A 22,587-nucleotide genomic window follows, 5' to 3' on the forward strand; every position below is an offset into this window, starting at 1 on the left:
GCAGACCCCGGTGGACGTGCCCGGCTGGGTGGTGACCGCCGCGGTGTTCCGGACCGGCGAGGTGTTGCCCGTTCGCTTCCGGCGGCCGGCTGGGCGCCGGTCAGATGACGGTGGTGAACGTGTGCGTGCCGGCGCCCACCTCCTGCGGGACGGCCCCCTGGAGGTCGACCTCGGCGAGGGTGCCCGGGGGGACGGTGGCGGTGACGGTGAGCGTGCCGCCCTTTCTGGTCCAGGAGACCGAGGCCGGGCCGTACGGGGTGTCGAGGCTCGCCGACGCGTGCGTGAGGTCGCCGCCCGGCCGCGGCGCGATGCGCAGGCGACGGTAGCCGGGGGCGGCCGGGGCGAGGCCGGCGACCGTGCGGTGCAGGAAGTCGGCCACCGCGCCGAGGGCGTAGTGGTTGAAGGAGGTCATTTCGCCGGGGTTGACCGTGCCGTCGGGCAGCATGCTGTCCCACCGCTCCCAGATGGTGGTGGCGCCCATCGTCACCGGGTACAGCCACGAGGGGCAGTTCCGCTGCATGAGCAGCGCGTACGCGGTGTCGTACGCACCCACCGAGCACAACGCGTCGCAGACGAGCGGGGTGCCGACGAAGCCGGTGCCGATGCGGTGGTGGTCGGCGGTGACCAGCTCGACCAGGCGGCGTCCGGCCCGTTCCCGCTGCTCAGGCCCGTCCAGCAGGTCCAGGCACAGGGCGAGGGCGTAGGCGGTCTGGGTGTCGCAGGCCAGCCGCCCCGACGAGGTGACGAATTCGCGGCGGAAGGCCGCGCGCACCGCCTCGGCGAGCTCCGCGTAGCGGGCGGCGTCGGCGTCGTGGCCGAGCAGCGCCGCCGCATCGGCCACGACGCGGGCCGTCCAGGCGTGATACGCGGTCGCCACCAGCGCGTGATCGGTCCGCGCCCGCCCGGGGTCGTCCGGGGGCGCCGCCGGGTCCAGCCAGTCGCCGAACTGGAAGCCCTGGTCCCACAGGTGGTCCTCGCCGGCCAGCGCGGCGACCTGGTCCACCCACGCCGTCATGCTCGGATACTGGGTGCGCAACAGGCCGAGGTCGCCGGAGCGCTGGTAGAGCACCCACGGGACGAGCACCGCGGCGTCCCCCCAGGCCGCCGCCGGCTCGGGCGGGAACATGAGCTCCACCCACGGCACGTACGGCGGGACCGAGCCGTGCTCGGCCTGCTCGGCGGCGAGGTCGGCGAGCCAGGAGGCCAGCGCGCCGGTGCAGTCGTACAGGAAGGCGGCGGCCGGGGCGAAGACCTGGAGGTCGCCGGTCCAGCCGAGCCGCTCGTCGCGTTGGGGGCAGTCGGTGGGCAGGTCGACGAAGTTGCCGCGCATGCTCCATATGACGTTGTCGTGCAGGCGGTTCAGCAGCGGGTCGGAGCAGGAGAAGGCGCCGATGGGGCGCAGGTCGGTGTGGCAGACGACGGCCCGCACGTCGGCGGGGTCGAGCTCGCCGGGCCAGCCGTCGATCTGGGCGTAGCGGAAGCCGTGGGTGGTGAAGCGGGGCTCCCACTCCTCCGGCTCGGGATCGCCGCGCAACGTGTACTCGTCGAGTGCGGCGGCCTCGCGCAGCGGGCGCAGGGCCAGTTCGCCGTTCTCCAGCACCTCGGCGTGGCGCAGGGTCACCGTGTGCCCGGCCGGGCCCTGCACGCGGATCCGCAGGCGGCCGGCGATGTTCTGGCCGAAGTCGAGGATGGTCTTCCCCGAGGGGCTGGTGAGGATCTCCACGGGGGCCAGCGTCTCGGTCCGGCGCACGGGCGGGCCGGTGGGCGCGACGAGCAGGGCGGGGTCGTGGGACAGGACGTCGGCGGGCAGCCAGGAGGCGGCGTCGAAGCCGGGCCGCGACCAGCCGGCCGGCAACAGGCGGGCGTCGTGTTTCTCGCCGTCGTAGAGGCCGGCCGCGGTGACCGGGCCGGGGGCGCAGCGCCACTGGTCGTCGGTGGTCACGACGTCGGTGGTGCCGTCGGCGTAGGTGATCTCCAGCTGGGCGATGAGGGCGGTGCGGTCGCCGTAGATGTTCGTCTTGCCGCCGAGGAAGCCGAGCCGGCCGCGGTACCAGCCGTCGGCCAGGGTGGCGCCGATGGCGTTGCCGCCCTCGGCCAGCAGATCCGTGACGTCGTGGGTGCGGTAGCGCAGGCGGTGGCCGTAGCTGCTCCAGCCGGGGGCGAGCACGTCCTCGCCGACCACCCGGCCGTTGAGCTCGATCTCGTACGTGCCGTGCGCGGTGACGTACAGGCGGGCCCGCTGGACGGGGCCGCGTACGGTGAAGTCGCGGCGCAGCAGCAGCGCGGGGCCGTCGGGCACGCCGAGCAGCTCCGGCGGCGGCGCGGCGGCCCCGGCCCGCCAGTCGGCCGGCTCCAGCAGCCCGGCCTCCACGTACGACCAGGGGCTCCAGTCCCCTGCCGTGCCGTCGGCGCCGTACACGCGCACCCGCGCGCCGCGCCGCTCGCGCGAGCCGAGTGGCGCGCCCGGCCAGGGCACGAGCACCGACTCGCCGGACTCGACGCGGCCGGTGGCCGTGCCGTCGCCGAGCTCGATCTCGTACGCCTGCTGCCGCCAGCCGGGGAGGTCGGTGGCGACGGTCCAGGACAGGCGGGGCGTGGGTTCGCCGATGCCGAGGGGGTCGCGGTGGTGTTCGAAGGTGGGAGCTGTGACGTGCAGCAAGATGCTCCTTAAGTCATCCCTTGATGGCGCCGGCGGTCATGCCGGCGACGATCTTGCGGTTGAAGAAGACGAACAGCAGCAGCGGCGGGATCGTGATCAGCACGATGTCCATGAACAGCAGGTTCCACTGCGTGCTGTACTGGCTCTGGAAGTTGTAGAGGGTCAGCTGGACGGTGGCGTTCTCGTCGCCGGGCAGGAAGTACAGCGGGTTGACGAAGTCGTTGAAGACGGTCACCGACGTGGTGAGGATGACGGTGATGGTGACCGGCCGCAGCAGCGGGAAGATCACGCGGAAGAAGAGCGTGAGCCCGGTGCAGCCGTCGATCATGGCGGCCTCGTCCAGCTCCCGCGGGATGGCCGCGATGAACGCCCGGAACAGCAGCACCGCGTACGACAGCCCGAAGGCGACCTCGACCAGGATCAGCCCCGGCATGGTCTTGAACAGGCCGAGCCCCTTCAGCAGCCAGATCGTGGGGACGATCGCGGGCGGGATGATCAGCCCGGACAACACCAGGAAGTCGGCGAGCTTGCTCACCTTGCCGGCCCGGCGTTGCAGGACGAACGCGGCCATCGCGGCGAAGACCACGATCAGCGCCACCGAGGCGACGGTGAGGACGGTGGAGTTGACGAAGGCCCGCAGCAGCACGTAGTCGCGCGCCTCGATGACCTCGGTGAAGTTCTGGACGACGGGCCATTCGGAGGGCCAGGCGAAGTCGAGGTCCTCGGCCTGGACCTCGTCCTTCACCGCGGTCAGCAGCATGAACGAGAACGGCACCAGGAAGATCACGGTGGCGAGGACGAGCGCGATCCCCTCCGCGCCCACCCGCTTGAGTGCTCTCATACGGCCACCTGCCTCTTGCCGAGGAAGTAGTTGAGCGGGACGACGATGGCGGTGACGACGACGAACAGGATGACGTTGCCCGCCGTGGACAGGCCGAAGAAGCCGGCCTGGTACTGCTTGTAGATGATCGAGGCGATGGTGTCGCTGGTGAAGCCGGGACCGCCGCGGGTCATCGTCCAGATCAGGTCGAACGAGCGCAGCCCGCCGATGAACGACAGGATGATCACCGAGTAGGTGGCCGGCCAGCTCAGCGGCAGCGTGACGTGACGGAAGCGGTGCCAGGCGCCGCCGCCGTCCACGGCCACGGCCTGGTAGTAGTCGCGCGGGATGGACAGGATGCCGGCGATGTAGATGACGGTCGCGAAGCCCACGCCCTTCCAGACGTCCACCAGCGCCACCGACAGCAGCGCCGTGTTCGCGTCGCCCAGCCAGTCCGGGCCGTCGATCCCGAACAGCGCGAGCGATCTGTTGACCAGCCCGGTGTCGGGCCGCAGCAGCGCACTGAAGGTGATGCCGACGGCCACGGTGGAGACCAGCACCGGGAAGAACACCACCGAGCGCAGGAAGCCGCGCAGCCGCAGCTTCGAGGTGAGCAGCACGCCCAGCAGCAGCCCCAGCACCACCTTCAGCCCGCTGGTGACCACGGCGTAGAAGAGGGTGTTGACGAAGCCGATGCGCAGGTTCTGCTCGGCGAAGAAGTCGCGGAAGTTGTCCAGGCCGACGAAGGTGCTGTCGAACAGCGTCCAGCGGGTCAGCGCGAAGTAGAAGGCCATCACCGTCGGCACCAGGAAGATCACCAGATAGACGACGGCGGCCGGCAAGTAGAGCGTGTACGGGTAGGCCGCGCGCTGCCTCTTGCGCGAGGCGCGGGCGTGCCCCTGCTGCTTCCCGGCTTGGCCGGGCCCGGTGCGGAGCCCCGCGGCCTGCTTCGTCACCACCCCGCGAGCCCCAACTGCTTGGCCTGCTTCTCCACGTCCTTGTCGTACTGGGCGGCGCCCTCGGCGGGCGGGGTCAGCCCGGAGCCGACCGCGACGGTGATCTGCTCCAGCGACGGGCCCTTGACGGGCGAGAGGAACTCCAGCGCCGGCGCGGTCCTGCCCTCGTCGACGTACGCCTGCAGGTCCTTGGCCACCTGGATGGCGTCGTCGGGCAGCTTGGCGCCCTGGATCCGGTACGGCCCGGCCGGCTGGACGACCTTGTTGACCGCCTCGGCGGCGGCCGGCGAGGCGACGAAGGCCAGGAACTTCTTGGCCGCCTCCAGGTTCTTGGTGGACTTGGGGATGTAGAGGCCCGCCGGCTCCCAGATCGTGGCGCCGTTCTTGGCCGGGTCGGTGCCGGGGACGCCGAAGAAGCCGACGTCGGTCGCGGCCTGCGGCGTCGAGGCGACCATCGGCGGCAGCATGGCGCTGAGCATGGGGTAGTGCGCGCCCTTGCCCTCGACCAGCATCTTCAGGCCCTGGTCGGCGATGGCCGAGCCGAAACCCTCGTTGAGGTAGCCCTTGGCGTGCACGTCGGCCAGGTGCTGGAAACCGGCGAGGGCGGCGGGGGTGGTGGCGAACTTGGCCTTGCCCGCGGTGTAGTCCTGCGCGAACGTGGGCGCCGCGGCCTGGACGTTGTAGAAGTCGCCCAGCACGAACAGCTGCGAGGTCCAGGTGTCCTTGAACGTCGAGATCACGGGCGTGATCCCGGCCGCCTTGATCTTCTCGTTGTTGGCCATGAACGCGTCCCAGGTCTTCGGGACCTCCAGGCCGAGCTTCTCGTAGACCTTGCGGTTGTAGAGGATGCCGCCGCCCATGGCCGTGCCGGCCGGCACGCCGTACGCCTTGCCGGACTGGCTCACCACCGGCAGGAAGTCCTTCTGCACGTTGGCCAGCACCGGGTCGCCGGTGAGGTCGACGAGGGACTGGGCCGGATTGAGTGCCTGGAGCAGCGAGCCGGAGTTGTACCAGAGCACGTCCGACATCTCGCCGGTGGAGAGCCTCGTCTTGACGATGTTGTCGCCCTCGCTGCCACCGGGCCGCGTCTCGGTCTCGATCTTGATCTTTGGGTTGGCCTGCATGAACGCGTCCGTGAGCGCCTTTGCCGTGTCCACGGTCGCCTGGCTGTTGTCCACCAGGAACGACAGCGTGACGGTGCCGTCGGCGGCGGGCCCGGAACTCGAGCCGCAGGAGGTCAGGGCCGCCGTCGCGACAACGGCCAGGGCCGTTCCCCGCGCGCGGTGAGAGGTCTTCACAACGCCCCTCCGGGTTGATTGAAACGTTTTAACAACCCCCGATGCGAGTTAACGTAGGCGTTACACCGTGCTACGTCAAGGGGTGTTTTGAGGAACGGTCCCCTAATGTGACCCTGGTAGTAAGGGGATGCCTCCGGTTGATGAGCGCGGTGATGGGTAACATTACCCATCACCGTCCACGTGCTCGTCCGCCCTAGAATCGAGTCGCGTCGAGACGGGAGAAGGGCGGCACATGGCCACGCGCGAGGGACGGCGTCGGGTGACGATCACAGACGTGGCCAGCCATGCCCAGGTCTCCACGACGGCCGTGTCCAAGGTGCTGCGCAACGCCTATGGCGTCAGCGAGGCGATGCGCCTGAAGGTGCAGGCCGCCATCGACGAGCTCGGCTACCGCCCGCAGGCGGCGGCCCGGGCGATGCGCGGGCAGACCTTCACCATCGGCGTGCTGCTGCCGCACATCAGGAACCCGTTCTTCGCCGACATCCTCGACGGCCTCACCGAGGAGATCTCCGGCGCGGGCTACCAGGCCGTCATCGTCCAGAGCGGCGGCCCCGACCTGCGGAGGGAACGCGCCGCGATCGACGCCCTGGTCGACCGGCAGGCCGACGGCATCCTCATGATCGCCCCGGTCACGGCCCGGACGCAGCTGGAGGAGACGGCCAAGACCACGCCGACCGTGGTGCTCGGCCGCCATGAGCGCTCGGCGGTCTACGACGTGGTGCTCGACGACGACGAGGCCGGCACGGAGCTGGTCGTCGAGCATCTCATCGCGCTCGGTCACCGCCGCATCGCGCACATCACCGACCCGGCCGGCGGCCGGGCCGGGCCGCTGACCCTGCCGCAACACGTCAGGGCGAAGACATACGAGCGACTGATGACCGAGCACGGCCTGACCGAGCACATCGCCATCGCCGCCACCTCCTACACCGAGGAGGGCGGGTACGCGGGCACACGGGAGCTCCTGGCGCGCACACCCCGGCCCACCGCCATCTTCGCCGGCATGGACCAGGCCGCCTTCGGGGCGCTCGCGGCCGTCCACGAGGCCGGGCTCACCGTGCCCGGCGACATTTCGGTGGTCGGCTACGACAATGCGCGGGCGGCCGCTCTGGCGCACATCTCCCTGACCAGCGTCGACCAGGACGGCGCCATCATGGGCAAAACGGCCGGCCGGCTCCTTCTCGAGCGCATTCAGGGCCGCACGTCAGCGGTCCGTTTCTCGGTCACCCCGACCCTGGTGCCCCGCCGCTCCACCGCCCCGCCGCCGGCCGGGTGACCTCGGGCCGTGGACGGACAGTGGGAGATCGTCTTCGGCCCCGAGCCCGGAGTCCGCGTTGCGCCGCGAAGGGCGGCGAGACCCGACCGGCATCGGATCGAACCCGTCACAGGGCACATACCGGAGCCCGGATATGATCAAACCGTCGCACGTGGCGGATGTGGCACCATCGATGCAGCACCGCGCGGCGGTGGTGGCGTGGGAACGAAGGACATGAACCGGGCACCAGGCATGGTGGATGTGGCGCGCGAAGCCGGCGTGTCACACGTCACCGTCTCCCGCGTCCTCAACGGCCACCCCTCCGTCCGGCCGGAGACCCGGGCCCGGGTCGAGGCGGCCATCGAAAAGCTCGGTTATCGCCGCAACAGCGTCGCCCGGGCGCTCAAGAGCCGCCGCTCCTCCACGATCGGCGTGGTGCTGGCCGGGGCCGAGCTGTTCGAGCTGCCCAGGATCCTGCGGGGCGTGCAGACCGCCGCGCAGCTGGCCGGCTACTGGGTCAATCTGGCCAGCTGGCAGGGCGGCAGCACTCTCGATCTGGCCGAGACGCTGCAGCGGCTCACCGATCAGTCGGTCGAGGCCATCGCCGTCATCGCCGACCGGCCCGTGGTGGTGGACGCCCTGGCCGACATCGTCACCGGCGTGCCGATGACGGTGGTCATGTCCGGCAACGTCCCCAACCCCGACCTCGGCTTCGTCGAGCTCGATCAGGAGCTCGGCGCGCGGCTGGCCGTGCGCCACCTGCTGGAGCTGGGGCATCGCCGCATCGTCCATCTGACCGGGGCGTTGCGCGCCTTCGACGCGCGGGCCCGTGTGGAGGGCTGGCGAGCCGCGCTGAAAGACACGCCGGAGGCCCGCGGCGAGGAGATCGAGGGCGACTTCACCGGCAACAGCGGCTACCGGCTGGCCCACTATCTCGTCACCCGCAAGACCGGCGAGCTCCCGACGGCGATCTTCGCCGGCAACGACCAGATGGCCATGGGGGTGCTGGCCGCCTTCGCCGAGCTCGGCGTCAAGGTGCCGGCGGACGTCTCGCTCGTCGGATTCGACGACATCGCCGGCACCGCCTACCTCGTGCCCGCGCTGACCACGGTCCGCCAGGACTTCGTCGGTCTCGGACAACGCTCCATCGAGCAGTTGCTGCGGATGATGCGCGGAGAGCCGGCCATGTGCGAACGGATCCCTCCCGAGCTCGTGGTCCGGCGCAGCACCGCGCCGCCCCGGCCGCAGCGCTAGCCGCCCCGTCACGGACCGGAGCCGCCGGCACGCCCCGGCGCTAGCCCGGCTGGTACTCGAACCAGTGGACGTGCGCGTGCCCGTCGCCCGCGCGGCCGTTGCCGGTGGCGTAAAGGCCCAGGTAGACCCCCACGAACCCGCCCGCGCGCTCGGTGCTGAAGAAGGACCGCTCGACGGTGACCAGGGTGATCCACCGGCCGGCGCCGGGCTCCTGCAGGCGGAAGGTGTAGCCGGCCTCGTCTCCTTCGACGGCCAGCAGCGCCTCGCCCGCCGACAGCGGCGCCGTGGCCAGGGGGGCGTCGGTGCCCGCCTCCCGGGTCGTCAGCACCGCCTGCGGCCGTCCGTCGAGGTCCGCGGTGAGGGCGAGCGTGGCGTAGTGGTCCTGGTTCTGGAAGACGGCCACGCCGGCCTCTTCCTCCGGACGGGCCGCGGTGAAGCTGATCCGGGTCTGCGCGCGGAAGCGGACGTGTTGCTGGCGGCGTCCGATGAAGGCCGGTACGCCGGTGGAGCTGAGCGGCTCGGGCACCAGGTCGAGCTCGAGCCCTCCCCCGTTCGCCGAGGGCCTGACGCGGTCGTCGACCGGGCCGCGCAGGCTGTTCCACTCCAGCCCCAGCACCGGCTCGTCGAAGTGCACCCGGCCCGCCGCCGCGACGTCGTCGCCCTCCGGCCGGCCGGACGCGATCGAGGGCAGCCGCTCCGACAGCCGCACGCCGCCCGATTCCGGGGCGAACACCGGCCCGTGGGCGCCCCAGGCGACGGGCACCAGGAAGACCTCCCTGCCGAGCGTGTGGGTGCCCTCGATCGGCCGCACGCCGAGCGTCACCGCCCACGTCTCCCCGTCGGGGGTCTCCACCAGGTCGGCGTGGCCGACATTGTGGATCGGCTCGTCGGGGCCGCGATGCCGGTGCGTCAGCAGGGGGCTGCGCGGATCGGTCACGTACGGGCCGGTGACGACGTCGGAACGCGCCGCCGTCACGCTGTGGTTGCTCTCGGTGCCGCCTTCGGCGGCGATCAGGTGGTACACGCCGTCGCGCTTGTACAGGTGCGGCGCCTCCACCCACGCCCCGCGTACGGCGCCGTGCCAGAGCACGTGGGTGGGGCCGATGAGCTTGAGGAGCTCCAGGTCGAGCTCGCGCATCCACAACTCGCCGGGGCCGCCTTCGGCCGCGTCGCGGCAGGCGGTGAGCCAGCACCGGCCGTCGTCGTCGAAGAACAGCGAGGGGTCGATGCCCTCGGCGTCCAGCGGGACCGGGTCCGACCACGGCCCGGCCGGGTCGTCGGCGGTGGCGATGAACGTGAGGCTGCCCTGCCGGTTCCTGGCCAGGGTGGAGACCACGTAGAAGGTGCCGTCGTGGTGGCGGATGGTCGGCGCCCAGATGCCGTCGGAGACGTCCAGGCCCTCCAGGGGGAGCTGGCCCGGCCGGTTGAGCACGTGCGTGAGCCGGCGCCATCGGACCAGGTCACGGCTGTGGAACACGGGGATGCCCGGATAGTAGGCGAACGACGAGGTGACCAGGTAGAAGTCCGCGCCGGCCCGGCAGATCGACGGGTCCGGATGGCAGCCGGGCAGCACCGGGTTGCGGAAGGTGGGCACGGGGTGGGCTCCGAAACGTTTCGCAAGAGGGGCTTGACAGAATGACAACGTTAACATCAGGTTAGATCCCAACGCACGACCCGGCATCCCGCCGCGATGCACCACCTGTCCCAGGAGATCGTCATGACCCCACCGACCCTCCCCCCGCCCGGACCCCGACGCCTGCGGACGACGGTGCGCGCCATGCTGGCCGTCGCCCTCGCGGCGTCGCTGGCCGCCTGCTCGTCCGCCGGCACCTCCTCCTCGGGCAACGCGACCACTGGTGGGCCGGTCACGCTCCAGGTCTGGACCTGGAACCTCAAGAACGGCAACCCGGCGGCCAAGGCGATCATCGACAAGTACCAGCAGGAACACCCGAACGTCACCATCAAGCTGTCAGAGGTCGGCGGGACGGCCGACACCGCCGCCAAGCTGCTGGCCGCCGACCAGGCCGGCGACACCCCCGACGTGGTGCAGGTGGAGTACCGCGGCCTGCCCGCCCTGGTGGTGGCCGGAGTCGTCAAGGACATCACCGCCGACGTGGCCGCGCTCAAGTCCGGCATCGAGCCCAACATCTGGGCCCTGACCACCTTCAACAACCAGGTCTACGGCGTGCCCCAGGACATCGGGCCGATGATGCTCACCTACCGCAAGGACCTGTTCGACAAGTACGGCGTCAAGGTCCCCACCACCTGGGCCGAGTACGCCGAGGCGGCCGAGCAGATCCGCAAGAAGGACCCCAGCGTCTACATCGCCAGCTTCTCCCCCAGCCAGCTCGAGTTCTTCGCCGCCCACGCCGCCCAGGCCGGCGCCCAATGGTGGAGCAACGACGGCAACGCGTGGAAGGTCGGCATCGACAGCGAGGCGTCGCTGAAGACCGCCGACTTCTGGGAGGACCTCGTGAAGCGGGACCTGGTCAAGGTCGAGCCGCTGCTCACGCCGGAATGGAACGCCCAGGTCAACGACGGCAAGCTCCTCAGCTGGGCGGCCGCCGCCTGGGCGCCCAGCGTGATCCACTCGGTGGCGCCCGACACCGCGGGCAAGTGGGAATCGGCGCCGCTCCCCCAGTGGACGCCTGGCAACCCCGCCGTCCCTTTCCAGGGCGGGTCCACCTACCTGGTGCCGGCCAAGTCCAAGCACGCCAAGGAGGCCGCGGCCTTCGCCGCCTGGCTGGGCGCCTCGGACGAGGGCTCCAAGCTCATGCTCACCCTCGACATCTACCCCGGCGGCAACGCCGGCCGGCAGGCGACCCTGAGCAGTGAGCCGCCGCAGCTGATGCCGCAGCAGAAGGACTTCTACCAGGTCGCCGACCAGGTGATCAAGAACACCACCATCCCGGCCACCTGGGGGCCCAACGTGAACGTGGCGCAGAGCGCCTTCGAGAACGCGCTCAACACCGCCGCGCTCAACAAGAGCTCCTTCCGCGAGGTGTACCGGGCCACGCAGCAGGCCGTCGTCGCCGACCTGCAGAAGTCCGGCTACACCGTCATCAAGTAGGCGCAACGGGCCCGGCGATCCGGCCGGGCCCACCGCCCGACCCCTTCATGGACGTCTCATGCCCACCTCCACCGGCCGGCGCATTCGCGCCGCCGCCACTCCCTGGCTGTTCGCCACACCCGCGATCGTCTTCTTTACCCTGTTCCTGATCATCCCGATCGGCTACGCGATCTACCTGAGCTTCCGCGGCTTCCGTATCCACGGCGGCGGCGCGTTCGGCCGGCGCGTGCAGGCCTTCGTCGGGTTCGACAACTACCTCGCCGCGCTCACCGACCCCGAGTACGTCGCTGGGCTCGGCCGGGTGCTGATCTACGGCGTCATCGCCATCCCGAGCGTGCTGGGCCTGGCCCTGCTGTTCGCGCTGCTGCTCGACATCCCCAGGGTGCGCGCACAAGGCTTCAGCCGCACCGCGATCTTCCTCCCGTACGCGGTGCCCGGCGTGATCGCGAGTCTCCTGTGGGGCTTCCTCTACCTGCCGAGCACCAGCCCGATCACCTACCTCGCCGAACGACTGCACACCGGACCGCTGGACTTCTTCGGCTATCCCGCCCTGTACTTCTCGCTGGCCAACATCGCGTTGTGGTCCGGCGTCGGTTTCAACATGATCATCATCTTCACGTCGCTGCGCGCCATCCCCACCTCCATCTACGAGGCGGCCCGCATCGACGGGGCGAGCGAACTGCAGATCGCCTGGCGGATCAAGATCCCGCTGGTCGCCCCGGCGCTCGTGCTCACCGGGCTGTTCTCCGTCATCGGCACCCTGCAGCTCTACAGCGAGCCGGCCACGCTGCACCCGATGACCGCCACGGTCACCACCACCTGGGTGCCGCTGATGAAGATCTACGAGGAGGCGTTCAAGAACGACAACCTCGGCGGGGCGGCCGCCGCCTCCGTCGTGCTGGCCCTGGGCATCCTCGTCATCTCGCTGCTGCTGCTGCGTCTCTTCCAGCGCCGGACCTTCGGAGACAACGTATGAGCGCCACCCTCCAAGCCTCGCCCCGCACCGGCGACCGCCAGTTCGGCCACCGCCACCGGCCTGCCGCGCAGCGGCGGCCCCGGCTGGCGATGATCGTGCTGCTGCTCGGCGCGCTGTACTGCCTGACCCCCGTGGCGTGGGTGGTCATCGCCGCCTCCAAGACCCCGCGCGAGCTGTTCACCACCTTCTCCTTCGCGCCCGGCAGCGGACTCGTCGACAACCTGGCCAACCTCAGCGGCTATGACGCCGGCCAGTTCTGGCAGTGGGGGCTCAACTCGCTGCTGTACGCCGGCCTCGGCGCGATCCTGTCGACCTTCGTGTCGGCCATGGCCGGCTACGCGCTGGCCAAATTCCGCTTCCGCGGGCGCGAGGTCCTGTTCTCCGTGATCCTCGCCGGCGTGCTCGTGCCCGGCATCGTGCTCGCCGTCCCGCAGTACCTGCTGCTCGCCTCGGTCGGCCTGGCCGGGACCTACTGGTCGGTGCTCCTGCCGGTGATCATCAACCCGTTCGGCATCTTCCTGTGCCGGGTGTTCGCCGCCGCCGCGGTCCCGCAGAGCACCCTGGAGGCGGCGCGCCTGGACGGCGCCGGAGAGGTGCGCATCTTCGGCCACATCGTGCTGCCCATGATGACGCAAGGGCTCGTGACGGTGTTCCTGCTGCAGTTCGTCGGCATCTGGAACAACTTCCTGCTGCCCTTCATCATGCTGTCCGACCAGGACAAATATCCCATCACCCTCGGCCTGTACACGTTCCTGTCCAAGGGCGCGGGCGACACCGACCTTTATCCGCTGGTCATCATCGGCTCGGCCGTGTCCGTCATCCCCTTGATTGTCCTGGTCCTGGTGCTACAGCGCTTCTGGCGCGCCGACCTCCTGGCCGGCGGGCTGAAGGGATGAAAGGCCGCTCTCCGTCAAGAGTTCACCATGCCTTTAGCGACCTTTGTCTTTATTGCCCAAGTAAAGCGGTGATCATTGCGGTGTCCGTCGCACCCCACAAGGAGGCTTCGTGCAGACCCCGCAACGCTTCGGACCTTCCTGGGCGGTGAGGCTCACCGTCATCCTCGCCGCCATCACCTCCCTCGTCGGCCTGACCGGCATCACCACCCCCGCCAACGCCGCCGTCTACAGCTCCTGCACCATCTCGCGCTGCGCCGACGCCCGCACCGCCAATGCGATCTGGGCTTCCAAGGGCTACCCCACCACCAGAGGCTGGTACTCCTGGCCGGACGGCAGATACAACTTCGCCGGCGGGCGCTTCTACAACCGCGAGGGCCAGCTGCCCAGCGGCGCCACCTACTATGAGTACGACGTGTACTCCCGGTCGTACGGTGCCGCGCGTGACGCCTACCGGATCGTCGTCAACCGCAGCACCGGTGTGGTGTGGTTCTCGCCCAACCACTACACCGACTTCTACCGACTCTAGGAACACCGATGACCTCCGCCGCACGTCCGCTGCCGTCCTGGCTGACGGTGTCCACCGGCCCGGCGCCGGCGGTCGTGGATGGGCGGGCCTGCCGCACCCGCGCCGCCTTCTTCGATGAGGTGGCGCGGGCTCTGCGCTTCCCCGGCTACTTCGGCCGCAACTGGGACGCGCTCGCCGACTGCCTGCGCGACACGGGCGCCGTCGCCCTGATCGTCGCGCACGCCGAGGAGCTGCTCAGCGCCGAGCCTCCGGAGCAGCTCGACACCTTGCTGGCCATCTTCGCCGAGGCGGCCGAGTACGGGCTGACCGTGGCGCTGCACACGGATCCCGGCCATGAGGTCCCGCTCCGGCAGCGGGCCGCCGACGCTCTGACGTGATCCGTCCCCGTTGCTGAGCAAACGCTTGGTAAGGTCAGTGCGTGCTGCTGGATGACAAGATCGCGATCGTCACCGGGGCGGGCCCGGGGCTGGGGCGGACTCTGGCGGGGCTGCTGAGCGAGGAGGGCGCCGGCGTCGTCGTGGCGGCCCGCACCGCCGCCACCCTTGAGAAGATCGCCGCCGAGGTCCCCGGCGTGCTGGCCGTGCCCGCCGACGTGGTCAGGATCGACGACGTGCGGCGGCTCGCCGACACCGTGATCGAACGGTTCGGCCGGGTGGACGTGCTGGTCAACGCCGCTTTCCCCGGATCGCACCGCAGGAACGTGCTCGACATGTCGGCCGACGACCTGGAGACGTGGCGCAGGGCCGTCGAGACGGGCGGCTACGGCACACTGCTGGCCTGCAGGTTCATCGCGCCGCACATGGTGGCCCGGCGCTCCGGCTCGATCGTGAACATCACCTCCATGTCGTCCCGCAAGGGCTACGCGGGGCGCAGCGACTACGCCGCGGGCAAGGCCGCCGCGCACCTGCTGTCCCACTGCCTCGCCGACGAGCTCGGGCCGTACGGGGTGCGGGTGAACTGCGTCGCGCCCGGCTGGATCGCCAGCGAGGTGCTCGACGAGTGGATGCGCGCCCGGGCCGCGGCGGAAGGCGTGACGTTCGAGGAGATCCGGACGCGCGACGTCTCGGCGATGGCGCTGCGCCGCATCGCCACGGAGGAGGACGTGGCCCGCGCCGTCCTCTACCTCGCCTCCGACCACGCCAAGGCCGTCACCGGCGCCACCATCGACGTCAACGGCGGCCAGCTGTTCACGTGACCATGCTCACGCTCTGTTTGCGTTCAGCTCCACATGGTTATTTCCTCAAAGGAAGAGCCGTCTATCCGATATAAGGGCGCAACGTCAGGAGCGTCCCGATACGAGGAGCCTCATGCCGGTCCTGGCCCGGCTCGTTGCCGCCGCCCTGCTGGTCACGATGACCGCCTGCGCCGACTCACGCACCGCGCCGTCGGCGTCTCTCCCGGCGGCGACGCCTCTCGCACCGGCGACACCGCATCCGCCGGCGCCACCTCTCGCGTCGGTGACGCACACGCCGCTTCCCACGCCGACGGCGTCCGCCCAGACCACGGCTGCCGGGCCGCAGGCAGCCGAGGGGCGCGACCTGACGTCGTGCGAGGACGCCGACTGCGAGGTCGAGATCCAGGCCGGTGACCGGCTCCTGATCGACGAGCGCTTCGGTGTGCGGCGGCTCACCGTCAACTCGCTCCACCCGGACATGGTCGAGATCGCACTCCTGGGATTCTCCGGCGGTTTGCAGGTGGAGGGCATGAACGTCAGCACCAGCGGCAGCTGTGTCAACGGCCGCTGCCGCGACGAGGGCACGCTGTCCCTGGCTCCCGGCGAACCCGGCCGCATCAATGGCATGCGGCTGGAACTGACCCAGCTCTCCGAGGACCGCGCCGTTCTGCGGCTCGCACCGAGCTGAACGTCCGACAGCTCTCGGTGAACGCAAGGCCCCGGTTTTACGGGAGTGGCTCACTAGGCCTGACATTTCCCGCTATGGTGCCGAAGATCCCGTACGCTCGTCACAGGAGTCCCATGTCGCACGTCGAACCACTCCGGGAAGGCGATCCCCCAGCCGTGGGGCCCTACCGGCTGTTCGGACGTCTGGGTGCGGGCGGCCAAGGGGTGGTCTACCTGGGCCAGGGGCCCGACGGCCGGCCGGTCGCGGTCAAAGTGCTGCGTGAGGGGCTCGCCGACGAGCGCTTCGCCAAGGAGATCGAGGCGGCCCGCCGGGTGGAGCCGTTCTGCATCGCCCAGGTGCTCGACGCCTCGCTGGGCGGCCGGCCGTACATCGTGACCGAGTACGTCGAAGGCCCCTCGCTCCAGCAGGCCGGCCGCCACACCGGCGCCGACCTGCAGCGGCTCGCCGTGGCGACCGCGACCGCGCTGGCGGCCATTCACCAGGCGGGCATCGTCCATCGCGACTTCAAGCCCGCCAACGTGCTGCTCGGGCAGGGCGGGCCCCGCGTGATCGACTTCGGCATCGCCCGGTCGGTCGAATCGGGGCTGACGGCCACCAGCAGCATCGTGGGGACGCCCGCGTACATGGCGCCGGAGCAGCTCGCCGGCGAGCGGATCGGGCCGGCGGTGGACGTGTTCGCGTGGGCGTCGGTGATGGTGTTCGCCGCCACCGGGTCGCCCCCGTTCGGCGAGGACTCGCTGCCCGCGGTGATCAATCGGATCCTGCACAACGAGCCGCAGCTCGGCGACCTGCCGCAGCCGTTGCGCTCGATCGTGCTGGCGTGCCTGGCCAAGGATCCGGCGCGGCGGCCGGCCATGCGGGACGTGTTGCTGCAACTCCTGGGCGGACAGGCCCCCATGCGTCCGGACGCCGCCGACGCCCGCGGTCCGTCCACGGTTCCCGGGCGGCGCCGGAGCGGGACGGCGGTGGTCGTGGGCGTCTCCGGTGTGGGGGCGCTGGCGGTGGCGACCGCCGTCGCCTTGGCGCTCACGAACGTCTGGACACTTCTGGATCCGCAACCGAGCACACAGCAGCTGGCGTTCACCTCTGCCGCGACGACGCCGGCACCGACGAAGACACGCTCGCGCCCGAAGAAGACCAAGAGCCCGTCCCCGTCGAAACCGGTGACCACGACCGAGCCGACCATGAGACAGACCCCGAAGCCGACCGCGAAACCGACCGCGAAACCGACGCAGTCCGCTCCCAGACCCGCGACCTCATCGGCGAGACCCGCGTCGGGCGGCGGTTCGGTCCGCATCGTATGGGTGCGGGTCATCGGCAGCTCGCACGAGGCCAGGCCGGAGTGCGACGTGATCAACAACGGCAGTATCTCCGGCATGGTCGAAGCCACCAAGAAGGGCACCGATTTCCGCTACGAGTGGGTCCTGGACGGGCGGGTGGTGCAGCGCACTGAGGGCGGCGTGTACGACGACTACACGCAGCAGCTCAGCGGCCCGCTCGTGCAGTCGGAAGGCCCGCATCGCGTGACCCTCCGCCTGACCTCGCCCGCGGCGGTGTCGAAGTCTCTCTCGTTCACGATCTGCGGGACCGAGTGATGGACCCGCTCCTGCCGGAAGATCCTCCCGCCGTCGGCCCCTACCGGCTGCTCGGGCGTCTGGGCTCGGGCGGCCAAGGGGTCGTCTACCTGGGCCAGGCTCCGGACGGCAGGCCGGTCGCGGTCAAGGTGCTGAGCGACGGCCTGCCCGTGGATCACCGTTTCGCCAAGGAGATCGACGCGGCGCGGCGGGTGGAGCCGTTCTGCATCGCCCAGGTGCTCGACGCGTCACTGAGCGGCCGGCCGTACATCGTGACCGAGTACGTCGAAGGCCCCTCGCTCCAGCAGGCCGGCCGCCACACCGGCGCCGACCTGCAGCGGCTCGCCGTGGCGACCGCGACCGCGCTGGCGGCGATCCACCGGGCCGGGGTGGTGCATCGCGACTTCAAGCCCGCCAACGTGCTGCTCGGCAGGGACGGGCCGCGTGTCATCGACTTCGGCATCGCCCGCTCGTCCGGCCATTCGCTGACCGTGACGAGCAGCATCGTCGGCACGCCTGCCTACATGGCGCCCGAGCAGCTCGCCGGCGCCGCGATCGGCCCCGCGGTGGACGTGTTCGCGTGGGCGTCGGTGATGGTGTTCGCCGCGACGGGAAGACCGCCGTTCGGCAACGACTCGCTGCCCGCGGTGATCCGCCGCATCCTCCACGACGAGCCGTACCTGGGTGACCTGCCGGCTCCGCTGCGCCCGATCGTGCTGGCCTGCCTGGCCAAGGATCCCGCCGCCCGGCCTTCCATGCAGGACGTGCTGCTCCGGTTGATCGGCGCCCCGCCCACCGGCCCGGCCGGGCATCAGGGCGGTACGGCGGGTCATGCCGTGGGCCGCCGCCCGCGGTGGAAGGCGATGCTGGCCGGCGTCGGGGCGCTGGCGGTGTCCGGCGCCCTGGTGGCCGGGGCGATCACGTGGATGCCTGCCTCCGTGACGACGGCCGCGCCCATCGCGTCGGCGACCACGGAGCAGGGCGCGAGCACGACACCGGGCGCGACCACGACCCCCAGTGCGCCGCCCAGGAAACGGGGCGCCAGCAAGACACCCAGCTCACCGGCCAAGAAGAAGACGCGCCCCACCAGGACCGCCGCCTCGAACTCCCCCACCGCCTCCCGCAGGCCGACGACGACCGCCTCACCCAAACCCACGACCGCCTCACCCGAACCCACCACCGTCTCACCGAAACCCAAGACCACGATTGCCGGGACCGTACGCCTGGCGTCGTTGACGCTGCAGGGGCAGCAGACCGCGCAGGGCTGCTGGAGCAGGAGCCTCTTCCCCGAAGCCGTGATCAAGGGCCCGTCGGGACGGCAGGTGGAGTACACCTACCGCTGGGTCGTGGACGGCCAGGACGAGGGACGGAAGACGGGCTGGGTGACCGGCACGACCGAGGAACGGCGCAACCCCTTCGGCGCCTTCGAGCCGGGCCGCCACACCATCGTCTTCCACCTGCTGACCCCCTCGAGGGCGACCAGGAGTGTGTCGTTCACGGCGTGCGAGCCGTTCTCCTAAATCGTTTCCGAATTCGGGCCGTCCATAAAACAAGACGGTGGCGCAGCGCAAAGAAATCACATCATATTCTCCTTTCGATCATCTTTACCCGGCGCGACTCCCGTGGTTGTCTGGGCCGAGACGGTCTCGAGGGGAGGTAGATGTCAATGACCGATGCCATCATGAGATTCGGGGACAGATTGCTCGCGAGAATCGTCCCCAAGGCCACCGCACTGGCCGCGAGCCCTTGCCAGTGCCGGCGGCGCTGCTGCCGCGTCATGGGGGCCCGCGCGGTGGAGGGCTACTACATCGAGCACTGCTTCGCGGGTTCCGCGTGCACGGGGTGCCAGCTCACGGGCCGTGACTGCTGAGTGAGACGCACGACGGGCCGCCGTGCTCCCCGTGGGCACGGTGGCTCCCAGAACCGGAGAAAGACCAGGCGTTTTCTGCGCTGGGGGCGCGCGTGCAATACCTCGTTTTCGGAGTCAATTGTCTCGTCGGTCTCGTATTCGCTGTTTCCGCGCTGAGCAAGCTGCGCGCCACCCAGTGGCGTGAATTCATCGAATCGACGCGGAAACTCCTCGGGGCATTCCTTCCGTCACGCTCCGCGCCGGCGTCGCTCGCGCGCCTGGTCGCCCCCGTGGTGGTGGCGGCCGAGGCGTCCGTCGTGCTCCTGCTGGTGCCCGCCCGCGTCGCCGCGCTGGCACTGGCGGCCGTCCTGGTGTCGGTCTTCGGCGTGGCCATCGCGCTGGCGCTGCGGCGCGGGGTCGCGACGGCCTGCCGGTGCTTCGGCGGGTCGGCGCAGCTGGGGCCCTGGCACCTCGTACGCAACGCGCTGCTGCTCGCCGCGGTCGCCGTGGGGCTGGCGCTCGAACCCGGCGGGCCCGGCACCGCCGACCCGGCCGGGCTGGTGGTGGCCGCGACCGCCGCCCTCGTACTGGGCCTGCTGGTCGTCCGGCTCGACGACCTGGCAGAGCTGTTCGGTCCGGGGTTGCCGGCGACCGACCGGCCGCGTGAAGGGAGCATGTGATGGCCGTGGTCTGGGCCGCCCTCATCCTGGTGGGCGCGATCTGCGTACTCGACCTGATCCTCACCCTCGGGGTGATCCGCCGGCTGCGGGAGCACACCACGCATCTGGAGACGCTGCTCCGGGCCGGCACGGGCGCCCTCGCCGCGCCGGGGCTGCCCGCCGTGGGCGGCACGGTCGGCGAGTTCGCCGCGCGGACCCTCGACGGGGAGGAGGTCTCCAGGCGCTCCCTGTCGGGAGAGACGCTGGTGGCCTTCTTCAGCCCGGGGTGCAAGCCGTGCCTGGAGAAGCTGCCCGGCTTCCTCGAACACGCGCGCCGGCGCATCGGCGGACGCCGCCTGATCCTGGCGATCGTCGCCGGTGGCGACGCGGCCGCGGCCGAGATGACGGAGACCTTGCGGCAGGTGGCGAGGGTGATCGTGGAGGACGGCTACGACGGGCCGGTCGCCCAGGCGTTCGGGGTCAGTGAATATCCCGCCTTCTGCCTGGTGGACAGCGACGGGACGATCGTCGCGGCCGAGGGCGACGTCGTCCGGCTCGCCCTGCCCGCCGACCGATGAGGCCCCTGGCCGGTGTGGTGCGCGCGACCGGCCTGGCCTGGCGCGCGGCGCCCGCGGCGACGACCTGCTATCTGGCCGTCACCCTGCTGGCCACGGCCTTCCCGATCACGATCGCCTGGCTCACGAAGGCCACCCTCGACTCACTGGTCTCCTCCGCCTCGATGGCGGCCGTCGCCGTGCCGGTGCTCGGCCTGGCGGCGGCTGGCCTGGCGAACGCGGTCCTGCCGCAGGCGGGACAGTACCTCCGGGCGGAGATCGACCGCAGGGTCGGCCTGTCGGCCCAGGACGGGCTGTTCACCGCCCTGGACCGCTCGATCGGCATCGGCCGGCTGGAGGACCCCGCGTACCTCGACCGCCTCCGGCTCGCCCAGCAGAGCGCCGGTTCGCCCGGACAGCTCGTGGACTCCGCGTTCGGGCTCGCCCGCGGCGCGCTCACTCTGGCCGGTTTCGTCGGGTCCCTGGCGCTGATCAACCTGTACGTCACGGCGGTGGTGCTGGCCGCGGCGGTGCCCGCGGTCCTGATGGCGGTGCGCCTGTCGCGGCGCCGCGCCGACATGCTGCTGGCCATCGGCCCGACCGAGCGCCGCGAGTTCTTCTACGCCGACCTGCTGTCCAGCGTGGACGCCGCCAGGGAGGTGCGGCTGTTCGGGCTGGGGACGTTCCTGCGCGGCCGCATGCTCGCCGACCGTTCGGCCGCCAACGCCGCCCGCCGCCGCCTGGACCGCCGCGAGCTCGCCGTCCAGGCCACGCTGGCGGTGCTCGCCGCCGGCGTGTCCGGCGCGGGACTGGCCTGGACGGTGTTCGCCGCCGTGCGGGGGCAGCTGACGGTGGGCGACGTGGCGATGTTCGTCGCGGCCGTGGCGGGTGTGCAGGGCGCGCTGGACACCCTGGTGCAGGCCATCGCCGGCGCCCACCAGGAGCTCCTGCTGTTCGGCCACTACACGGCCGTGGTGGACGCCGGGCCCGATCTGCCCGCCCCCGCGACCCCGCGGGAGCCGCCCGCACTGCGCCACGGCATCGAGCTGCGCGACGTGTGGTTCCGCTACAGCGACGAGCATCCGTGGGTGCTGCGCGGGGTCGACCTGTTCCTGCCCGCGGGCCGGACCATGGCGCTGGTCGGCCACAACGGCTCCGGCAAGAGCACGATCGTCAAGCTGCTGTGCCGCTTCTACGACCCGACCAGGGGCGCGATCCTCTGGGACGGCGTCGACCTCCGCGAGCTCTCCCCCGAACGGCTGCGCGAGCGCATCGGCGCGGTCTTCCAGGACTTCATGGCGTACGACTTCAGCGCCTCCGACAACATCGCGCTGGGAGACCTGACGGCGCTCGGTGACCGCGAGCGCGTCGAGGCGGCGGCCAGGACGGCGGGCGTCCACGAGGCGCTGGCCGGCCTGCCCCTCGGCTACGACACGCTGCTGACCCGGATGTTCCTCAGCGAGTCGGACCGGGCCGACACGCGTACGGGGGTGGTGCTGTCGGGAGGGCAGTGGCAGCGGGTGGCCCTGGCGCGTGCCTTCCTGCGCCGGTCGCGGGACCTCATGATCCTGGACGAGCCCAGCGCGGGCCTGGACGCCGAGGCGGAGCACGAGATCCACACCCGGCTTCGCCACATCCGGTCAGGGCGCACCAGCCTGCTCATCTCGCACCGGCTGGGCGCCGTCCGGGACGCCGACGTCATCGCGCTGATCGAGGACGGCGTGGTGGCCGAGCAGGGCAGCCACGACGAGCTCATGACGGCCGACGGCACGTACGCCCGGCTGTTCCGGCTCCAGGCCCAGGGGTACGCCGAGGGCTCGGCGGACTCGACGGCCTCCATGGAATCCGCGGCCACGACGGAGTCGGTGGCTTCGGTGGCGTCGGCGTCGGCGTCGGCGTCGGCGTCGAAGGGTTCGCTGCGGTGAGGCCGGCGGGCACGCGTGTGCGGGTCGTGGTCGCGCCGGCCCTCCTGGGGGCCGCCGCCGCGGCGGCGGTGGCCTGGCTGCGCCGCCGGTACGTCCTGGTCTCGGTGTACGGACCCAGCATGGAGCCCGCCTACCGCTCCGGCGACCGGGTGTGGGTGCGGCGCGTCCCGGTCCAGCGGGTGCACCCCGGTGACGTGGTGGTGGTCCGGCTGGACTACCCGGACGACTGGGACCGCGCGGAGAAGGAGCCGTGGAGCATCAAGCGCGTGACGGCGGTGCCCGGCGACCCCGTGCCCCCTGCCGGCGTGCCGGCCTGGTCGCCCGAGGCCACCGTGCCCGTCGGACACCTGGTCGTGCGGGGCGACAACGCCGACCACTCCTACGACTCCCGCCACTGCGGATACGTGCCCGGCGAGCGGCTGCTCGGCGTCGTGGTACGCGGCGTGCAGAGGTAGGG

20 protein-coding genes are annotated in these 22,587 nt (G+C 71.1%); 15 read left to right on the top strand and 5 right to left on the bottom strand.

Annotated elements, in window-relative coordinates:
- Positions 1–100 precede the first annotated feature (100 nt).
- Genes ID574_RS16480 through ID574_RS16495 form a run of 4 tightly spaced genes read right to left on the bottom strand, consistent with a single transcriptional unit; the run spans position 101 to position 5,733 of the window.
- The gene (locus ID574_RS16480) at positions 101–2,659 is read right to left on the bottom strand and encodes a glycoside hydrolase family 78 protein (protein WP_223166753.1); all 2,559 of its coding nucleotides are present in this window, start codon (positions 2,657–2,659) and stop codon (positions 101–103) included.
- A gap of 13 nt (positions 2,660–2,672) precedes the next feature.
- Positions 2,673–3,500, bottom strand: a complete 828-nt coding sequence (locus ID574_RS16485; protein WP_188189778.1) for a carbohydrate ABC transporter permease — start codon at positions 3,498–3,500, stop codon at positions 2,673–2,675.
- Positions 3,497–4,438: a carbohydrate ABC transporter permease gene (locus ID574_RS16490; RefSeq protein ID WP_223166754.1), complete on the bottom strand. Its 942-nt coding sequence runs from the start codon at positions 4,436–4,438 to the stop codon at positions 3,497–3,499. Before ID574_RS16490 ends, ID574_RS16485 begins: the two co-directional genes overlap by 4 nt.
- Positions 4,432–5,733, bottom strand: coding sequence for an ABC transporter substrate-binding protein (locus ID574_RS16495; protein WP_188189779.1), 1,302 nt, complete (start codon positions 5,731–5,733; stop codon positions 4,432–4,434). The genes ID574_RS16490 and ID574_RS16495 overlap by 7 nt, the downstream gene beginning before the upstream one ends.
- Positions 5,734–5,992: 259 nt before the next feature.
- On the opposite strand from ID574_RS16495, the gene ID574_RS16500 reads away from it, so the two are divergent.
- Together ID574_RS16500 and ID574_RS16505 are read left to right on the top strand one after the other, a co-directional pair.
- Positions 5,993–7,006 carry a LacI family DNA-binding transcriptional regulator gene (locus ID574_RS16500; protein ID WP_223166755.1) on the top strand — a complete coding sequence of 338 codons (1,014 nt, stop codon included), beginning with the start codon at positions 5,993–5,995 and terminating at the stop codon, positions 7,004–7,006.
- A gap of 213 nt (positions 7,007–7,219) precedes the next feature.
- Positions 7,220–8,239 (top strand): LacI family DNA-binding transcriptional regulator, encoded by a 1,020-nt coding sequence (locus tag ID574_RS16505; protein WP_188189781.1) that lies wholly within the window; start codon positions 7,220–7,222, stop codon positions 8,237–8,239.
- 40 nt (positions 8,240–8,279) lie between these two features.
- Here the strand turns inward: ID574_RS16505 and ID574_RS16510 are convergent, their stop codons facing one another.
- Entirely contained in the window at positions 8,280–9,833 is a 1,554-nt protein-coding gene (locus ID574_RS16510; RefSeq protein WP_188189782.1) for a glycoside hydrolase family 43 protein, read from the bottom strand.
- A gap of 123 nt (positions 9,834–9,956) precedes the next feature.
- Between ID574_RS16510 and ID574_RS16515 the strand changes: the two genes are divergently transcribed.
- The 13 genes from ID574_RS16515 to ID574_RS16575 all read left to right on the top strand — a co-directional run bounded on the left by ID574_RS16515 (position 9,957) and on the right by ID574_RS16575 (position 22,585).
- Positions 9,957–11,309, top strand: coding sequence for an ABC transporter substrate-binding protein (locus ID574_RS16515; RefSeq protein WP_188189783.1), 1,353 nt, complete (start codon positions 9,957–9,959; stop codon positions 11,307–11,309).
- 58 nt (positions 11,310–11,367) lie between these two features.
- The gene (locus tag ID574_RS16520; RefSeq protein ID WP_188189784.1) at positions 11,368–12,285 is read left to right on the top strand and encodes a carbohydrate ABC transporter permease; all 918 of its coding nucleotides are present in this window, start codon (positions 11,368–11,370) and stop codon (positions 12,283–12,285) included.
- Complete coding sequence (locus ID574_RS16525; protein WP_188189785.1) at positions 12,282–13,181, top strand: carbohydrate ABC transporter permease; 900 nt, start codon at positions 12,282–12,284, stop codon at positions 13,179–13,181. The genes ID574_RS16520 and ID574_RS16525 overlap by 4 nt, the downstream gene beginning before the upstream one ends.
- Positions 13,182–13,290: 109 nt before the next feature.
- Positions 13,291–13,707, top strand: coding sequence for a ribonuclease domain-containing protein (locus ID574_RS16530; RefSeq protein ID WP_188189786.1), 417 nt, complete (start codon positions 13,291–13,293; stop codon positions 13,705–13,707).
- Between the two features lie 8 nt (positions 13,708–13,715).
- The gene (locus tag ID574_RS16535) at positions 13,716–14,084 is read left to right on the top strand and encodes a barstar family protein (protein ID WP_188189787.1); all 369 of its coding nucleotides are present in this window, start codon (positions 13,716–13,718) and stop codon (positions 14,082–14,084) included.
- Between the two features lie 41 nt (positions 14,085–14,125).
- On the top strand, positions 14,126–14,902 hold the full coding sequence (locus ID574_RS16540; protein ID WP_188189788.1) for an SDR family oxidoreductase: 777 nt from the start codon (positions 14,126–14,128) through the stop codon (positions 14,900–14,902).
- Between the two features lie 112 nt (positions 14,903–15,014).
- Positions 15,015–15,569, top strand: a complete 555-nt coding sequence (locus ID574_RS16545) for a hypothetical protein (protein ID WP_188189789.1) — start codon at positions 15,015–15,017, stop codon at positions 15,567–15,569.
- Positions 15,570–15,682: 113 nt separating this feature from the next.
- Positions 15,683–17,164 (top strand): serine/threonine-protein kinase, encoded by a 1,482-nt coding sequence (locus tag ID574_RS16550; RefSeq protein ID WP_188189790.1) that lies wholly within the window; start codon positions 15,683–15,685, stop codon positions 17,162–17,164.
- Positions 17,164–18,663, top strand: coding sequence for a serine/threonine-protein kinase (locus ID574_RS16555; RefSeq protein WP_223166756.1), 1,500 nt, complete (start codon positions 17,164–17,166; stop codon positions 18,661–18,663). Before ID574_RS16550 ends, ID574_RS16555 begins: the two co-directional genes overlap by 1 nt.
- Positions 18,664–19,105: 442 nt before the next feature.
- Complete coding sequence (locus ID574_RS16560; RefSeq protein WP_188189792.1) at positions 19,106–19,672, top strand: MauE/DoxX family redox-associated membrane protein; 567 nt, start codon at positions 19,106–19,108, stop codon at positions 19,670–19,672.
- Entirely contained in the window at positions 19,672–20,229 is a 558-nt protein-coding gene (locus ID574_RS16565; protein WP_188189793.1) for a TlpA family protein disulfide reductase, read from the top strand. The genes ID574_RS16560 and ID574_RS16565 overlap by 1 nt, the downstream gene beginning before the upstream one ends.
- Complete coding sequence (locus ID574_RS16570; protein WP_188189794.1) at positions 20,226–22,130, top strand: ABC transporter ATP-binding protein; 1,905 nt, start codon at positions 20,226–20,228, stop codon at positions 22,128–22,130. Before ID574_RS16565 ends, ID574_RS16570 begins: the two co-directional genes overlap by 4 nt.
- The gene (locus ID574_RS16575) at positions 22,127–22,585 is read left to right on the top strand and encodes a S26 family signal peptidase (protein ID WP_223166757.1); all 459 of its coding nucleotides are present in this window, start codon (positions 22,127–22,129) and stop codon (positions 22,583–22,585) included. Before ID574_RS16570 ends, ID574_RS16575 begins: the two co-directional genes overlap by 4 nt.
- Positions 22,586–22,587 lie beyond the last annotated feature (2 nt).

The sequence above is a fragment of the Nonomuraea sp. SYSU D8015 genome (assembly GCF_008065375.1).
GTDB lineage: Bacteria > Actinomycetota > Actinomycetes > Streptosporangiales > Streptosporangiaceae > Nonomuraea.

Excerpts from the sequence above, each read along its gene's own strand:
- ID574_RS16505 (WP_188189781.1), top strand. The coding sequence starts at position 7,220 with ATGAACCGGGCACCAGGCATGGTGGATGTGGCGCGCGAAGCCGGCGTG.
- ID574_RS16520 (WP_188189784.1), top strand. The coding sequence starts at position 11,368 with ATGCCCACCTCCACCGGCCGGCGCATTCGCGCCGCCGCCACTCCCTGG.
- ID574_RS16525 (WP_188189785.1), top strand. The coding sequence starts at position 12,282 with ATGAGCGCCACCCTCCAAGCCTCGCCCCGCACCGGCGACCGCCAGTTC.
- ID574_RS16550 (WP_188189790.1), top strand. The coding sequence starts at position 15,683 with ATGTCGCACGTCGAACCACTCCGGGAAGGCGATCCCCCAGCCGTGGGG.
- ID574_RS16485 (WP_188189778.1), bottom strand. The coding sequence starts at position 3,500 with ATGAGAGCACTCAAGCGGGTGGGCGCGGAGGGGATCGCGCTCGTCCTC.
- ID574_RS16515 (WP_188189783.1), top strand. The coding sequence starts at position 9,957 with ATGACCCCACCGACCCTCCCCCCGCCCGGACCCCGACGCCTGCGGACG.
- ID574_RS16565 (WP_188189793.1), top strand. The coding sequence starts at position 19,672 with ATGGCCGTGGTCTGGGCCGCCCTCATCCTGGTGGGCGCGATCTGCGTA.
- ID574_RS16545 (WP_188189789.1), top strand. The coding sequence starts at position 15,015 with ATGCCGGTCCTGGCCCGGCTCGTTGCCGCCGCCCTGCTGGTCACGATG.
- ID574_RS16535 (WP_188189787.1), top strand. The coding sequence starts at position 13,716 with ATGACCTCCGCCGCACGTCCGCTGCCGTCCTGGCTGACGGTGTCCACC.
- ID574_RS16570 (WP_188189794.1), top strand. The coding sequence starts at position 20,226 with ATGAGGCCCCTGGCCGGTGTGGTGCGCGCGACCGGCCTGGCCTGGCGC.
- ID574_RS16555 (WP_223166756.1), top strand. The coding sequence starts at position 17,164 with ATGGACCCGCTCCTGCCGGAAGATCCTCCCGCCGTCGGCCCCTACCGG.